Here is a 15,157-nt window from a genome sequence, read left to right as displayed (position 1 = left end):
ACGCACAATAAATTGTAGTTGAAAAATAAAGACTACATATTGGGGCAATTACTTAGCGCTGCTGCTTTTTCAGCAGAAAAGCCCTTGAAATGATGTGGCTTATCCCAATCTACCCGTCATTCGCTGTTGGAGGACATCATGAATCAAGAAGTTAAGCCTGAAATGCACGAAGAAGTAGCCGCTCCCGTTGAGCAACAAGAGAGCGAAGCCCAAGCGCCAAGCACCGATGAGCTGCTGACTCAAGCTTTGGCTGATCTGGAAAAAGCCCGTCAGGATATTCTGTATGTACGCGCCGAGGCCGAAAATGCTCGCCGCCGTGCAGCAGATGAGACTGAAAAAGCCCGCAAATTTGCCGTTGAAAAATTTGCGCGTGAAATCATTTCAGTCAAAGACGCAATGGATATGGCCTTGCTCGATCAATCGGGCAACTTTGAAGGCCTGAAAATGGGCGTTGATTTGACCGCCAAGCAGTTGGTGACTGTGTTCGAAAAATTCGAATTGCGTGAAATCAACCCGATGGGCGAGAAGCTCGATCCAAACAAACACCAGGCTATTTCAACCGTACCAAGTGACGAAGAAGCCAATACCGTCGTTCAGGTGATGCAAAAAGGTTACGAGTTGTCTGGCCGCACCATTCGCCCGGCGATGGTGGTGGTGGCTGCAGCCAAATAAGCGCTACCGATTCAAAGGCTTGAGCGATAAAAGCGCAAAAAAGCCTCTTGAAAAAGAAAACGGTATCCCCACTTAGCAGTCATGGTTATTTAACAATACTGCCGCATCAAACGCACTGAATAATCAATGCGGCAGGCACTAGAGATGAAGGAAAATCAAAATGGGTAAAATTATTGGTATTGACTTGGGTACAACGAACAGCTGTGTGGCTGTGATTGAAAATGGCCAACCTAAAGTAATCGAAAATGCTGAAGGCGCGCGTACTACGCCATCGATTATTGCTTACCAGGAAGACGGTGAGATTCTGGTTGGCGCGCCAGCGAAACGTCAGGCGGTAACTAACCCGAAAAACACCTTGTACGCGGTAAAACGCCTGATCGGCCGCAAGTTTGTCGATAAAGAAGTGAAAAAAGACATCGACTCAATGCCATTTAGCATTGTTTCTGCCGACAACGGCGACGCATGGGTTTCGGTGCGTGACAAGAAAATGGCGCCACCGCAAATCTCTGCCGAGATTCTGCGCAAAATGAAAAAAACTGCTGAAGACTACCTCGGCGAAGAAGTGACCGAAGCGGTGATTACCGTTCCGGCTTACTTTAACGATAGCCAACGCCAAGCGACTAAAGACGCGGGCCGTATCGCCGGTCTGGACGTAAAACGTATCATCAACGAGCCAACGGCTGCGGCGATGGCGTTCGGTATGGACAAAGTTGCGAAGGGCGACCGTAAAATCGCCGTTTACGACTTGGGCGGTGGTACTTTCGATATTTCGATTATCGACATCGCTGACGTTGATGGCTCGACTGCGTTTGAAGTATTGGCTACCAATGGCGATACGTTCTTGGGCGGTGAAGACTTTGACCAACGTCTGATGGATTACATCATTGCCGAATTCAAGAAAGAACAAGGTATTGATCTGAAAAACGACGTAATGGCACTGCAACGCCTGAAAGAAGCGGCAGAGAAAGCGAAGATCGAATTGTCGTCTAGCGCGCAAACCGAGATTAATCTGCCTTACGTGACGATGGACGCAACGGGTCCGAAACACTTGGTGCTGAAAATTACCCGTGCCAAATTCGAATCACTGGTTGAAGATCTGATTGCCCGTTCAATCGAGCCATGCAAAATTGCATTGAAAGATGCTGGCCTGAAAGCTTCCGACATCGACGACGTCATCTTGGTCGGCGGTCAGACTCGTATGCCTAAAGTCATGGACGCGGTCAAAGATTTCTTCGGTAAAGATCCACGTCGTGACGTTAATCCAGACGAAGCGGTTGCCGTGGGCGCGGCATTGCAAGGCTCGGTATTGGGGGGCGATCGTAAAGACATCTTGCTGCTCGACGTAACGCCGCTGTCACTGGGTATCGAAACACTGGGCGGCGTGATGACCAAGCTGATCCAGAAAAACACGACGATCCCAACGAAAGCGTCACAAACGTTCTCAACTGCGGATGACAACCAAAGCGCGGTAACGATTCACGTATTGCAAGGTGAGCGTGAAAAAGCGTCGGCGAATAAATCGCTGGGTCAGTTTAACTTGGGCGATATTCCACCAGCACCACGTGGCGTGCCGCAAATTGAAGTTACGTTCGACATCGACGCAAACGGTATCTTGCACGTTGGCGCGAAAGACAAAGCCTCTGGCAAAGAAGCGAAAATCACGATCCAAGCTTCTTCAGGTTTGTCTGAAGCTGAAATCGAAGCCATGGTACGCGACGCTGAATTGAACGCGGAAGAAGACAAAAAACTGCACGAATTGGTAACTGCTCGCAACTCAGGCGAAGCGATGATCCACCAAGTGAAGAAAATGTTGACTGACGCGGGCGACAAAGTAACAGCCGATGAGAAAGTGGAAATCGAAGCTGCTATCGCTGAACTTGAAGGCGTAGTGAAAGGCGACGACAAAGAAGCCATCGAAGCCAAAACTGAAGCCCTAATGAAAGCGAGCCACAAAGTAGCTGAGAAGATGTACGCTGAGCAAGCAGCTCCAGAAGCTGGCGCGCAAGCTGCAGGCAACGACGCTAAGGATGACGGCAACGTAGTTGATGCTGAATTTACCGAAGTTAAAGAAAAGTAATTTGGCATAAACACTAGGCACAGCGCTTGCACTGCGGGCGACTGTGCCTTTTTGTCTGGAAGAGCATCATGGCAAAAAAAGATTTTTACGACATTCTGGGCGTCAATCGCGACGCTTCGGATGAAGAAATCAAAAAAGCGTATCGCAAACTGGCGATGAAATACCATCCGGACCGCAATCCGGATGCGAAAGATGCCGAAGAAAAATTCAAGGAAGCCAAAGAAGCCTACGAGATTCTGTCGGATGGCCAGAAGCGCTCGGCCTACGACCAATACGGCCACGCTGGCGTTGATCAGCAGGCCGGTATGGGCGGTGGCGGTTTTGGTGGCGGTGGTTTTGGTGACTTTGCCGATATTTTTGGCGACATCTTTGGCGGCGGCGGTGGCGGTCGTGGTGGGCGCAGCAATGTGTATCGTGGTGCAGATTTGCGCTACAACATGGAAATCACGCTGGAAGAAGCCGCGCGCGGCGTTGAAAAGCAGATCAAGATTCCATCGCATGAAGAGTGCGATAGTTGTCACGGAACCGGCGCGAAACCGGGTACGGAAGCCAAAACTTGTCACACATGTAATGGCCATGGCCAGGTGCGCGTAGCGCAAGGTTTTTTCAGCATCCAGCAAACGTGTCCAACGTGTCACGGTACGGGTAAATATATTCCCGATCCGTGCCGCAAGTGTTCCGGCACAGGCCGCGTTTCAACGCATAAAACACTGGCAGTGAAGATCCCGGCCGGGGTTGATGAGGGCGATCGTATTCGTCTGTCTGGCGAAGGCGAGCCGGGCGTGAATGGCGGGCCACCGGGTGATCTGTATGTGGTCACGCACATCAAAAAACACGCGGTATTCGAGCGCGAAGGCAATGATCTGCATTGCGAAATGCCAATCAGCTTTGCGATTGCCGCGCTGGGTGGCGAGATCGAGATTCCAACGCTGTCGGGTAAAGCACGGATTACCATTCCGCCCGAGACGCAAACCGGTCAGGTATTCCGTTTGCGCAGCAAAGGCATCAAGGGTGTGCGCAGCGCGATTACCGGCGACTTGATGTGTCATGTCGTGGTTGAAACGCCAGTGAAGCTCACTGGCCGCCAGAAAGAGCTGCTCAAAGAGTTTGAGGAGATCAGCCAGGGCGATTCGGATAAACACAATCCGCGTGCCAAATCCTTTATGGATAAGGTGAAGGAATTCTTCGCAACTTGATTGGGTGGGTATTGCACTGTGGGTCAATTAGCTATTGACTTGAAGGGCAATACCCCTGCTTGCATTGTGAAATAAAAAGGCCATTCATTGCGAATGGCCTTTTTGTTGTGGCTGGCGCTGATCTAAGCGCGTGTTCACGGGCTAGCGAGCTAGAGCGAGGCAAAAACGACAGAGGAAGCGGAGTTTACACATGGTAAATGAGCATTCCGAAGGTGTTTTTTAACGCCGTATTGCCGCAGCGCAGCAGATTGTGAGCAGGCTCTAACGTGTGAGCGCACCGGTTGGTGACATCATGGTTAGCTCGCTGAAATTCGAGCCATTGCGTTTGCTTGGGCTGTAGTCGATGACAAAGCCGCCCAGATCATAGCGGCTCAGCGTACCCAGTGCGTTGTACACCGCTGCGCGGGTGGGGGCCTTGCCTGCGCGTTTAATGCCTTCCACTATCAGGCGCGCGGCCACATAGCCCTCGAGCATCGCGTAGCTTGGATACTTGGCAATGGCAGCCAGCGCTTCGTTTTTACCAGAGCTCCCTGAGCCGAGTTCGGCATAAACATCGTTCTGGAATTCCTGTACTAGGCGCGCGCGCGTGTTGTAAGGGTAGGGGAGTACCTGGCTAATGCCCAGACCGTGCGCGGTTTTCTTACCGATCTGCTTGGCAACTTCTTCAAACTGCACCGCAGAGAGTGCATAGAGCTGCGACGTGCCGCCTCTATTTTTGTATTCCTGTACAAACGTGGCTGCAGGTTTGGTGGTGGCCACCAGAATGATTGCTTCTGGATTGATTTTCGCCAGCTCTTTGGCGGCCTTGGTCGAATCGCCGGTCTGATTGTCGTACCAGGCTTCACCTGCCAGCTTGAGCTGTTTTTTCGCCAATGCCGCTTTCAGCGCCGCCACTCCCGCTTCGCCATAGCCGCCCTGCTGGGCAACGACGCCAAATTTGGTGACGCCCAGATTTTCATTGAGCAGTTTAACCAGGCGATCAACTTCAACCGTGTAGCTGGCGCGGGTGTGAAACAGATAGGGGCTGCCATTATTGCGCAGCGAATCAGCGCCCGTGTGTGCGCCGACCAGCGCGATGCCATTGGTGTCGAGCACTTTGGATTTGAGCAGCGCGGCAATATTGTCGGTGCCGTAAAACGAGATCAGCGCAGTCGCGTTTTCTTTCTCGATAAAATCCCTGGCGTTTTTAACGGTGGTTTGCGGATTGCCGCCGTCATCACGGACCAGATGATTAATCAGCTCACCATTGACGCCGCCACGACCATTGACCTGGTTGAAATAAATGGAAGCACCCATTGCCATGGCTTTGCCGGTTTCTGCGGCAATACCTGTAGTGGGGACCGATTGGCCGATGGTGATATCCGCGTAAGCTTGTGAGGCCAGCGCGAGACTCGCAGCGATGATGAGTTTTTTTAACACGATGCACTCTCCCCTTTGCATGTGAATTGATGCGTCTCATCTTAAATTAATGTGGGCTGGTGGTATAGTGCTGGCTGAATTTGGCGGAGAATTTGCGATGCGGCGTGGCGTTTACGCAGGTAGTTTTGATCCAGTGACCAAAGGTCATCTGTGGATGATCGAGCATGGTGTGAAGTTATTTGACGAAATGATCGTCGCCATCGGTGAAAATCCTGACAAGAAATACACCTTCAGCTTGGAGGAACGCGTCGCGATGCTGCGCGAAACGACTAGCCAGATGCCTAATCTGCGCGTTGAAGTTTTTCAAAACCGCTTCTTGGTTGACTATGCACGCGAGCAGGGCGCGCAGTTTATTCTGCGCGGCATTCGCGAAGCTGCCGATTATGAATTCGAGCGCAAAATGCGTTACGTCAATGCCGATCTGGCGCCACACATCGATACTATCTTTCTTATGCCGCCGCGCGAAATTGCCGAAATCAGCTCAACCATGGTCAAGGGTCTAGTTGGCCCGCAAGGCTGGGAAGGCGTGGTCAAGCAGTATGTTCCCGATCCGGTCTTTATGCGTCTGCTGCATGGCTATAAAACACTGGCCAAATAAATACACTATCGTTTTTCAAAAAGGATTTTGTTGTGAGAATTGGTACGCCACTGAGTCAATCTGCCGTCAAAGTGATGCTGCTCGGCTGCGGCGAGCTGGGCAAAGAAGTGATTATCGCTTTGCAGCGTCTGGGCGTTGAAGTGATCGGTGTTGATCGCTACGCGCATGCGCCCGGTATGCAGGTCTCCCACCGCAGCCATGTCATCAATATGAGCGATGCCCAAACTTTGCGCGCCTTGGTGGAAGCCGAGCGCCCGCATTTTATTGTCCCCGAAATCGAAGCGATTGCGACTGATGAACTTGTGCGCATCGAAGCCGATGGCCTCGCCACGGTGATTCCGACCGCACGCGCGACACAATTGACGATGAACCGCGAAGGCATCCGCCGTCTGGCTGCCGAAGAGCTGGGTTTGCCCACCTCAAGCTACCATTTTGCTGATTCATTGGCGCAGCTAGAGGCTGCGACGGCTGAAATCGGTTTTCCATGCTTGGTAAAACCGGTGATGTCGTCCTCCGGCAAAGGACAATCTTTGCTCAAATCAGCCTCCGATGTTGAAACCGCTTGGAATTACGCCGCCGCCGGTAGCCGCGTCGATCATGGCCGCGTGATAGTCGAAGGCTTTGTCGATTTTGAATACGAAATCACACTGCTCACCGTGCGCTCGCTGGGCGAAGATGGTGATATTAAAACTTCATTCTGCGCGCCAGTCGGCCATTTGCAAGTGAAAGGCGATTATGTTGAGAGCTGGCAGCCGCAACGCATGAACCCTAAAGCACTGGAACGTGCGCAAGACATTGCTCGCAAAGTCACCGGCGCTTTGGGCGGCCGTGGCCTGTTTGGTGTTGAGCTGTTTGTGAAGGGCGACGATGTCTGGTTCTCGGAAGTAAGCCCTCGTCCGCATGACACTGGCTTGGTCACCTTGATGAGCCAGTATTTTTCCGAGTTCGAGCTGCATGCGCGGGCAATTCTGGGCCTGCCGGTCGATGTGGGGCAGCGCGAACCCGCTGCCAGTGCGGTGATTTATGGTGGCGTTGAAGAAGCGGGGATCGCATTTGACGGTGTCGCCGCCGCGCTGGCCGTCCCGCGCAGCGATTTGCGCCTGTTTGGCAAGCCCGAAGCGTTTGAACGCCGCCGGATGGGTGTCGCTTTGGCCGCAGGCAGTGATACCGATGTGGCGCGGGATCGGGCCAAGCTCGCTGCCGGGCTGGTACAGCCGGTGGTGGTGTCTGATTAGTCCTTCAGTCGTTATTTTGTACTAAATGCCAACAGAGAAGACCGCAGGGTTTGATACACTGCGGTCTTTGTACGTCTACACCAGTAAAAGTTGAATTCCATGGATCTCACCAGTTATCGCAATCGCCTCGCCAAAAACGCCCGTCACTGGGGCAAATGGGCGCGCCGTCAGGGTTTGCAGTGCTATCGCATTTACGAGCGCGATGTGCCTGAATTTCCGATGATTGTCGACGTTTACGGTGATCGTGTGCATTTGCAGGAATACGATACCGGCTGGATGGAGTCTGATGAAGACTATTCGGCGTGGATCGACGAAATCCACGCGGCGACGGCTGAAGTGCTTGGTCTGCCCATCGAACACGTCTCGCTGAAAATCCGCAAGCGGATGAAAGGGCTGACGCAGTATGAGAAGAACGAAGAATCGGGCGAGTTTTTTACCGTTGAAGAAAATGGCCTCAAATTTGAAGTCAACCTCGACGCTTATCTGGACACCGGTCTGTTTCTTGATCACCGCAATACGCGTAAACGCGTGATGATGGAAAGTGCCGGCAAGCGTTTCCTGAATTTATTTAGCTACACCGGCGCGTTCAGCGTTTATGCCGCAGCCGGTGGCGCAAGCAGCTCGCTGACAGTTGATTTATCGAATACTTATCTGGAATGGGCGGGGCGCAATTTTGCCTTGAACGGTATGGATCCAGTCAAACATCAGCGTGTGCGCGCCGACGTGTTCGAGTTTTTGCGTGAAGCGACGTGCAGCCCGAACAAATACGATCTGATCGTGATGGACCCGCCAAGCTTTTCGAACTCGAAAAAAATGCTCGGCGTACTGGATGTGCAGCGCGATCATGCGTACCTGATCGAGTCGTGCATGAGCATGCTCGCACCGGGCGGCGTATTGTATTTCTCGAATAATCTGCGCAGCTTTGAGCTGGACCCGATGTTTGTCGGCCGTTGCGAAAACCTGACCGCACAATCGATTCCGGAAGATTTCCGTAACAAGCGCATTCATCAGTGCTTTCGCTTCACTAAATAATCAGCACTGAGTTTTCGCATGAATTACCCTTTTTACCCCGCACCGCTGGTGCTGCTCGATCTGGAAACCACCGGCGCCAAACCGGCGGTTGATCGCATTACCGAAATCGGCCTAGTTCAGGTGAATGTCGAAGGTGAGGGTATTGCTACGTGGAGTAATCTGGTTAATCCTTGCCAGCCTATACCCCCATTTATTCAAGATTTAACTGGTATCGATAATGCGATGGTCGCCGACGCGCCGACTTTTGCGCAGCTTGCCGATAAAGTGTTGCCCAAGCTGCAAGACCGCATTTTCGTCGCGCACAATGCGCGCTTTGATTACACCTTTTTGCGCAATGAATTCAAGCGCATCGGCATCACGTTTCGCGCCAAAGTGCTCTGCACGGTGCAGCTGTCGCGCAAACTTTATCCCGACGAATTCAAGCACAGTCTCGACGCGCTGATCGCGCGGCATGGGCTGCAATACCACGGCGAGCGCCACCGTGCGCTGACCGACGCCGAGCTGATTTACCAGTTTTTAAATGCTGCGGTGCAAGATCTGGGCGCCACACGGGTGCAGGAAGCGATTGATGAGCTGATTCGCCCGCCTGCTTTGCCAGCGCACATTGATGAAAAAATCATCGACGATTTGCCCGACACCGCCGGCGTGTATATTTTTTATGGCGAGCACGATGAGGCGCTGTTTGTCGGCAGCAATAGCAATTTGCGCCGCCGCGTTTTGCAGCATTTCGGCAAAAAATCGGCCGATGGGCAAGCTGCGATGCTGGCTGTGGCGCTGCGCCGGATTGATTGGGTGGAAACCTCGGGTGATCTGGGCTCGGCTCTGCTCGAACGCCAATTGCTCAGCCAGCTGCGCCCTCGGTTTAATCCCTCGACACGCGGTAAGGTGGATCAGACCCAGTCGGTGTGGGAAATCGTGCTGCCCGAACCTGGCAGTGACGCGATGGATACGCCACTCCAGCCCAAATTGATTCCTTTGAGCGAGATCGCCAATGCGCGCGGTGATTTGTTCGGCCCGTTTCGCGGTGCGCGCGAAGCGCAGAATGTGCTAAACCGGATCATCAAAGGGCAGGGCTTGTGCCGTCAGCTATTGGGGCTGGAAAAATCGCGTAAAGCGCAACAGATCAGCCCCTGCAATGCGCTCTCGCAAGGCGAGTGTCGCGGAGCCTGTGTCGGGCGAGAGGTGATCAGCCTGCATAATGCACGGCTGCTGGCGTCGCTGGCCAAACACAAGCTGGCCGACTGGCCGTATGCAGGCGCGATCGGGATTCGCGAAGGCCCGGAATGGGCACAGGTGCTGCACGTGATCGACCAATGGACATACCTTGGGCAGGTAAATGATCAGAGCGAGCTAGCTGATTTGCTTGCGGCACCATACCCTGCTTATGATTTGGATATGGCCAAGCTGATTCGCAGTGAAATTAAAAAACATCCGGTGCAATTGCTGCTCTGAAGCAAGATGCCGGACAGGGCAAGGCAGATCAGGCGCAGGACAGCCGATCAACTTGGACATCAGTGCACACATTAAAACACTGGAGACGCTATGCTGGATTTGGTGCAGATTCAATCCATTCTGAAGGCTTTGCCCGATCCGGTGTTTGTGCTGACGCGTAGCGGGCGCTACGCCGCCATTTTTGGCGGGATCGATACGCGCTACTACCATGATGGCAGTCATCTGGTGGGGCAATCGATGTCCGATGTGCTGTCCGATGAAAAAACCGCCTGGTTTTTGCAGGTGATCGGGCAGGCGCTGGTCCAGCGCGCCTTGCTGGTGGTTGAATACGCGCTCTCGGCTCGCGACGTCAAAGGGCTCTCCAGCGAAGGGCCGGTGACCGAAATCTGGTTTGAAGGCCGGGTGCAGGCACTGGATTTTCAGGTCGATGGCGAAGACGCAGTCATCTGGGTGGCCAGCAATATTTCGCAGCGGCACGATCTGGAAGTGCAGTTGCGCCAGCAAAGCCAGACCGATCCGCTGACTGGCCTGGCGAACCGCCGGCATATGACGGCGGTGCTGCAGGACTATCTGGAGGTGTTTTTGCGCTACGGCTCGCCTTTATCGGTGCTGATTTTCGATGTCGATCACTTCAAGACGATTAACGATAGTTTTGGCCATGATGCCGGCGACAAAGTCTTGATCGAGATCGCCGCCGTGTGCCGGCGCGAATTGCGCAATACCGATGTTTCGCTGCGTTTTGGCGGCGACGAGTTTGTCATTCTGATGTCGCATACCCCACCGGATGTCGCGCTGACCTTAGCCGAACGCTTGCGCGGGCAGATTGAAACCTCATTGCACGGCCTGCTGGCGGGCCGCGATGTGACGATTAGCGGTGGTTTAAGCGCACTGAACCTGGCCGATACCAGCACCAATGACGTCCTTAAGCGCGCGGATGCTGCACTTTATCAGGCCAAACGCTTGGGGCGCAACCGGATTGCTTCTGCTTAAATATCAGGATGTCTTGAGGTTGAGTGTGCAGATCGCGTTGGTACTGCGCGGTGCTCGGATATGTTTTTTGACGGACAAAAAGTAAAAACGGCGCAATCTGCGCCGTTTTTTGTTTGGCACTGAATCTGCTTAAACCGCCAGCACCGCCTTGATGTCATCGCTTTCGCTGATAGTGAATTTTTTGTCGCTAGGCTGCAGTGCGCTGCCATCGAATCGACCTACATGGTAGATCGTGCCGAACGAAAACGTTGGCGCTGCAGCACCCTGGCCGCCGCACACTTCGGCGCCACGGCGGACATTGTCGGCCATATAGCCTGGCAGACGCAGGTGATACGGATTGCGGCGAACTTCTTCAACGTGGCAAGCCAGTGCAGCGATCAAATCTGCCGTGTCTTGCAGATTGGTCGCGATCAGTGCATTGGGCGCTTCCATCTGGCGCCAGAATTCGCTTTGCACCAGCACACAGCTGTGATTGGCCGCTTTCAGGGCGTCAACGATCAGATAGTGCGTACCGATATGTGCCGAGTGGTAATCGTTGTCATGCGGACATACCACCACTTGTGGTTTGTGTTCGCTGATGATTTTGGCGACCACCGCCACTTTTTCGGCCCAGGCGGCCGGATCATCGTTGCGGGTTTTGGTGGTCACACTCATCAGGCCACCCGGGATGGTTTCCAGCAGACCCCAGCCAAGGTAGTCGCAGGCATTTTTGACTTCAACCCAGCGCTCGGGTTGGCGTTTTGCGTTGGAACCCTGAGTGACGGCAACGTTGATCACTTTGAAAGCGGCTTCACGGCCCAGACGCAATGGCAATGCGCCGATAATGCATTCGTCGTCAGGATGGGGGGCGAAAATCATTGCCACCGGGGCATCGGCGGCGGCTGCGGTGGCTGCGCTACCCAGCGTGCTCAAATCGGCAAAAAGCGGGGCATCTTGTTTTTGTAATAGCTCGTTGTGGGCTTGAACGAGTGCGAGGTAGGGATTGCTCATTGGATAATCGCTCCAAATGTGGGAGAAAGTTGCGTCTTATTGTAGGTGTATCGCAGTCATCTGACTACCGTAAGAATGAGCAAGAGTATAGGCCGATCTTTCGGCGCTAACCAAGCGCTTTTCGCCGCCAAACCCCGATGCACTGATGTAGCGCAGTTTTTAATCCGCTGTACCGGCTTGAGCTGACGTTAGGTGTTGGCGATGCAGTGGCATAATGGGGGAAAAATTCAATTTATAAGTCATACAGGGGCTGTTACATCCATGAAATATTTTTATTCTTCGCTGCTAGTCACGCTGGGTGGCTTGCTGGGCGCGTGGATGTTGGGTGGCTGGGCTGGTTTGTGGATTGCCTTTAATCTGGCGCTGCTGGAAACCAGCCTGAGTTTTGATAATGCCGTGGTCAATGCTTCGGTGCTCAAGCACTGGGATGAGAAATGGCGCAAGCGGTTTTTGCTGTGGGGCATGCTGATTGCCGTGTTTGGCATGCGGGTGATTTTCCCCTTGCTGATTGTCGCGATCATCGCTGGCATGGCGCCCATGCCTGGGCCGATTGCCTTGTTTGATTATTTCAGTACTGGCGCGTGGCCGGTGAATGATGTGCTGTCGCTGGCCATGGTCGAGCCTGATCGCTATGCCGCTATTCTGACTTCGGCGCATATCGAGGTAACGGCTTTTGGCGGGGCATTTTTATTGCTGGTGTTTCTGAATTTCTTTCTCGATTACGAAAAGGACACGCACTGGTTCAAACCGGTAGAGCAGTTGCTTTCGCGTTTGGGCAAGCTGGAGATGGCGCCCGTTTTGCTGGCCATGCTGCTTTTGCTGCTGATGACGGCCAGCCTGCCAGCGGCGCAGGGCCTGCGTTTTCTGGAAGCGGGTATCTGGGGCGTGATTGTCTACGTGCTGGTCGATGGCTTGGGTGGCTTGATTGGCGATGAAGGAACCACGGTTAAAACCGGCTTGGGTGGCTTTATTTATCTGGAAATACTGGACGCATCGTTTTCATTTGACGGTGTGCTGGGCGCGTTTGCGCTGACCAAAAATATCTTTCTGATCGCCATTGGCCTCGGGATCGGGGCGATGTTTGTGCGCAGCTTTACGCTGATGCTGGTTGAGAAAGAAACGCTCAATGCCTTCAAGTATCTGGAGCATGGCGCATTCTGGGCAATTGGTGCGCTCGCTCTGGTGATGCTGCTCGCCGCCCGCTTTCATATTCCGGAAGTCATCACCGGCGGTGTCGCCGCCTTGCTGATTGTGCTGGCCGTGCTGCATTCCTGGGCTGTTCGCAATAAAGAAGGGGGTATATCTTCCTGAGGATTGATAATTATTTTCTCTATTCATATACATGAGTGGAGTATGTAATAGACAAAAGCGGCTAGCGATGCCGCTTTTGGCATTTTTACCCCGCACATATAGGCGTAATTCGGCCCACGTTGCGATTTTCAAGCCGACTTGCCGATGGCCGGTATTGCGCTGCAGCTTGCTGCTGTGTGCGGCGTTTGGACTCGCCATTACACGCAGGCTGGCCTTGAAAATTATCCACATATTGGCTTTGGCTTTTTGAATACGTCAGCTAAAAACAAAGGGATGCAAATTTGCTCAAGCAGGTGGGTCAAAATGAACAAAACATTCTCGCCATTGATCTTTGCCCCCATTGCCTTGCTTCTGGCCATGCAAGGTAGCCACGCCATGACTTTGGGTGAACTGCAGCTCAAATCCTATATTGGTCAGCGGTTTATGGCTGATATTCCTTACCGTTTGGGTAGCGACGAGCAATTGCTGGAAGATTGCTATCAGTTACGGCAAGGCAGCAGCGACGCCAGCTATATCGGAGCTGCCAGCATCCAGCTGATTCCGTACGGCGATGGCAGCAGTGGGGTTATCAGGCTGGTTTCTGGCAAAAATGCCGACGAGCCCATTGTGGGCTTTGCCTTTCATGTTGAATGCAACAATATCAATCTAACGCGTGATTTTCTGGTGTTTCTTGATCCTGCGCCCATTGTTGATGTGCCCGTGGTCAGCGACAGAACGGCCATCAGCAAGTTGCCCACTTCGATAGAAGGGCGTCGCGCAACCAAAGGCACGACGGCAATTACCGTGCGGCAAAATACCAGTCTGGAAGATATTGCCCAGCGCTATTACCCGACCCATTCACCGGAATACCAACGCTATCTGGCAAGGCTCAAACGCAGCAACCCCGAGTTGGCCGAGATGGATACGGTCGCCGCCGGTAGCCGCGTCAATATTCCGGTGCGGCACAAAGCCAAACCCGTCGCCATGGACAATCGACCCATGGGGCTGGCCGATAATTCGAATGTGGCAGGAAAATTGCGGATTGAAGGCGAAGAACGCAGCGCAGCTGTCGCACCCAAGTCGGATCAGGCCAGACCTGATGTGCAAATCAAAGAGCTGGAAACCAAAATTGCCGAGTTGAGCGAGTTAAGGAAAAAACTGCAGCTGGAAATTGAAGCGCTGGATCAGCGCCTGGCACAAAGTGCGCTGGCGATGAAGGGAGCTAGTGCCGTCGTGACCCAGACGCCTACTGCATTACCGGCGCAGCCGCTTGCTGCGTCCGCAATCCAGGTTGCTCCTGCCGTCAAAAAACGCAGCACCGAAGAAGAGGGCGGCTGGCACTGGCCCTTATTCATTGGTTTGGGCACGCTGGGGGCTGCTATCTGGTGGTGGCTGCGTCGTAATGAAAGAAATGATGCCGACTCAGTCAGTATCAGCGACAGTATCATGAGCGTGCTCAAAACCAATTTTGTTCCGCGTACACCCGAACAAACTCAGTTGTCCCTGGTGCGTCACGCCGATTCGGCTTTTGAAGTGATCGACGAAGACGTGAACGGTATGGATCAGGTTCAACTGTATCTGGTGCAAGGCGATACCTTGCGTGCGATTGAATTGATGCAGCAATTGCTGGATGCCGACCCGCTTGACGTTGAACGCTGGCTGATGCTGTTCCGCGTTTATCGCCAGCAAGGCATGAAGTCGGACTATATCCAGCTGGCGCACAAATTCCGTGCGCAAACGCCAACTCCGGCAGACGACGATTGGGAGCTGGTGCGCAGTATTGGCTTTAAGCTTGCACCGGAATGCCCGCTGTTTACCCGGCTTGAACCAGCTGAAAAAACCGAGCCGGCAGAGGTTGATCTAGCGATTGTCGGGCTGAGCGCCGCCGTGACAGAGCCTGCTGCTGAATCGATGATTGAATCCGCGCCAGTCGTCAACGAAGCGGGACAGGATCAGGCTGATCTGATGGCTTTGTTGCAGCCCCAGCCACAGGCCAAGGCCGCTTACAAAGCGCCTCCGGCAGCCCCGTTGATTGAAACAGGCGCTGATGTACCGCAGATTCCGCCCGTTGCGGTGCTGAAAAACCCCAGCGAAATGTCATCGCTGGATCAGTTTGAATTTAACGTTGAAGACATCCAGTTTGACGATGAGAAGCAAGCAAAGAAAAGCTGATTCTCAATATTTGCTGGCCGAACACGGATGAAAA

General features: G+C 53.4%; 12 protein-coding genes. 10 read left to right on the top strand and 2 right to left on the bottom strand.

Annotation, left to right across the window (positions count from 1 at the left end):
- Positions 1–126: 126 nt before the first annotated feature.
- The 3 genes from grpE to dnaJ all read left to right on the top strand — a co-directional run bounded on the left by grpE (position 127) and on the right by dnaJ (position 3,945).
- Positions 127–672 (top strand): nucleotide exchange factor GrpE, encoded by a 546-nt coding sequence (grpE, locus tag FLS37_RS00785; protein ID WP_255446395.1) that lies wholly within the window; start codon positions 127–129, stop codon positions 670–672.
- Between the two features lie 160 nt (positions 673–832).
- Positions 833–2,749 (top strand): molecular chaperone DnaK, encoded by a 1,917-nt coding sequence (dnaK, locus tag FLS37_RS00780; RefSeq protein ID WP_157314018.1) that lies wholly within the window; start codon positions 833–835, stop codon positions 2,747–2,749.
- Between the two features lie 68 nt (positions 2,750–2,817).
- Positions 2,818–3,945, top strand: a complete 1,128-nt coding sequence (gene dnaJ, locus FLS37_RS00775) for a molecular chaperone DnaJ (RefSeq protein WP_157314017.1) — start codon at positions 2,818–2,820, stop codon at positions 3,943–3,945.
- A gap of 261 nt (positions 3,946–4,206) precedes the next feature.
- Here dnaJ and FLS37_RS00770 read toward each other — a convergent pair whose 3' ends face one another.
- Complete coding sequence (locus tag FLS37_RS00770; RefSeq protein WP_157314016.1) at positions 4,207–5,364, bottom strand: ABC transporter substrate-binding protein; 1,158 nt, start codon at positions 5,362–5,364, stop codon at positions 4,207–4,209.
- Positions 5,365–5,461: 97 nt separating this feature from the next.
- Between FLS37_RS00770 and coaD the strand changes: the two genes are divergently transcribed.
- The 5 genes from coaD (at position 5,462) to FLS37_RS00745 (ending at position 10,671) form a co-directional block, all read left to right on the top strand.
- Complete coding sequence (gene coaD, locus FLS37_RS00765) at positions 5,462–5,962, top strand: pantetheine-phosphate adenylyltransferase (protein ID WP_157314186.1); 501 nt, start codon at positions 5,462–5,464, stop codon at positions 5,960–5,962.
- A 32-nt stretch (positions 5,963–5,994) separates the two neighbouring features.
- Positions 5,995–7,197, top strand: coding sequence for a formate-dependent phosphoribosylglycinamide formyltransferase (purT, locus tag FLS37_RS00760; protein ID WP_198314431.1), 1,203 nt, complete (start codon positions 5,995–5,997; stop codon positions 7,195–7,197).
- 99 nt (positions 7,198–7,296) lie between these two features.
- Positions 7,297–8,229, top strand: coding sequence for a class I SAM-dependent methyltransferase (locus FLS37_RS00755; RefSeq protein ID WP_157314015.1), 933 nt, complete (start codon positions 7,297–7,299; stop codon positions 8,227–8,229).
- Between the two features lie 18 nt (positions 8,230–8,247).
- Positions 8,248–9,681: an exonuclease domain-containing protein gene (locus tag FLS37_RS00750; protein WP_157314014.1), complete on the top strand. Its 1,434-nt coding sequence runs from the start codon at positions 8,248–8,250 to the stop codon at positions 9,679–9,681.
- Positions 9,682–9,771: 90 nt separating this feature from the next.
- Positions 9,772–10,671, top strand: coding sequence for a GGDEF domain-containing protein (locus FLS37_RS00745; RefSeq protein WP_157314013.1), 900 nt, complete (start codon positions 9,772–9,774; stop codon positions 10,669–10,671).
- Positions 10,672–10,800: 129 nt separating this feature from the next.
- On the opposite strand, the gene FLS37_RS00740 is transcribed toward FLS37_RS00745, so the two are convergent.
- Positions 10,801–11,661: a PIG-L deacetylase family protein gene (locus FLS37_RS00740; RefSeq protein ID WP_157314012.1), complete on the bottom strand. Its 861-nt coding sequence runs from the start codon at positions 11,659–11,661 to the stop codon at positions 10,801–10,803.
- A gap of 261 nt (positions 11,662–11,922) precedes the next feature.
- Between FLS37_RS00740 and FLS37_RS00735 the strand changes: the two genes are divergently transcribed.
- Together FLS37_RS00735 and FLS37_RS00730 are read left to right on the top strand one after the other, a co-directional pair.
- A complete protein-coding gene (locus tag FLS37_RS00735) occupies positions 11,923–12,972 on the top strand; it encodes a DUF475 domain-containing protein (protein ID WP_157314011.1) in 1,050 nt (349 codons plus the stop codon).
- Between the two features lie 303 nt (positions 12,973–13,275).
- Positions 13,276–15,123: a FimV family protein gene (locus FLS37_RS00730; protein WP_157314010.1), complete on the top strand. Its 1,848-nt coding sequence runs from the start codon at positions 13,276–13,278 to the stop codon at positions 15,121–15,123.
- The last annotated feature ends 34 nt before the right edge of the window (positions 15,124–15,157 follow it).

Source organism: Chitinibacter sp. GC72 (assembly GCF_009760905.1).
In the GTDB taxonomy this organism is placed as follows: Bacteria; Pseudomonadota; Gammaproteobacteria; order Burkholderiales; family Chitinibacteraceae; genus Chitinibacter.
Note: the sequence above shows the minus strand (reverse complement) of the source record. Positions and strands in the feature narration are given on the sequence as shown.

Excerpts from the sequence above, each read along its gene's own strand:
- dnaK (WP_157314018.1), top strand. The coding sequence starts at position 833 with ATGGGTAAAATTATTGGTATTGACTTGGGTACAACGAACAGCTGTGTG.
- FLS37_RS00735 (WP_157314011.1), top strand. The coding sequence starts at position 11,923 with ATGAAATATTTTTATTCTTCGCTGCTAGTCACGCTGGGTGGCTTGCTG.
- dnaJ (WP_157314017.1), top strand. The coding sequence starts at position 2,818 with ATGGCAAAAAAAGATTTTTACGACATTCTGGGCGTCAATCGCGACGCT.
- coaD (WP_157314186.1), top strand. The coding sequence starts at position 5,462 with ATGCGGCGTGGCGTTTACGCAGGTAGTTTTGATCCAGTGACCAAAGGT.
- FLS37_RS00755 (WP_157314015.1), top strand. The coding sequence starts at position 7,297 with ATGGATCTCACCAGTTATCGCAATCGCCTCGCCAAAAACGCCCGTCAC.
- FLS37_RS00730 (WP_157314010.1), top strand. The coding sequence starts at position 13,276 with ATGAACAAAACATTCTCGCCATTGATCTTTGCCCCCATTGCCTTGCTT.
- FLS37_RS00740 (WP_157314012.1), bottom strand. The coding sequence starts at position 11,661 with ATGAGCAATCCCTACCTCGCACTCGTTCAAGCCCACAACGAGCTATTA.
- FLS37_RS00745 (WP_157314013.1), top strand. The coding sequence starts at position 9,772 with ATGCTGGATTTGGTGCAGATTCAATCCATTCTGAAGGCTTTGCCCGAT.
- FLS37_RS00750 (WP_157314014.1), top strand. The coding sequence starts at position 8,248 with ATGAATTACCCTTTTTACCCCGCACCGCTGGTGCTGCTCGATCTGGAA.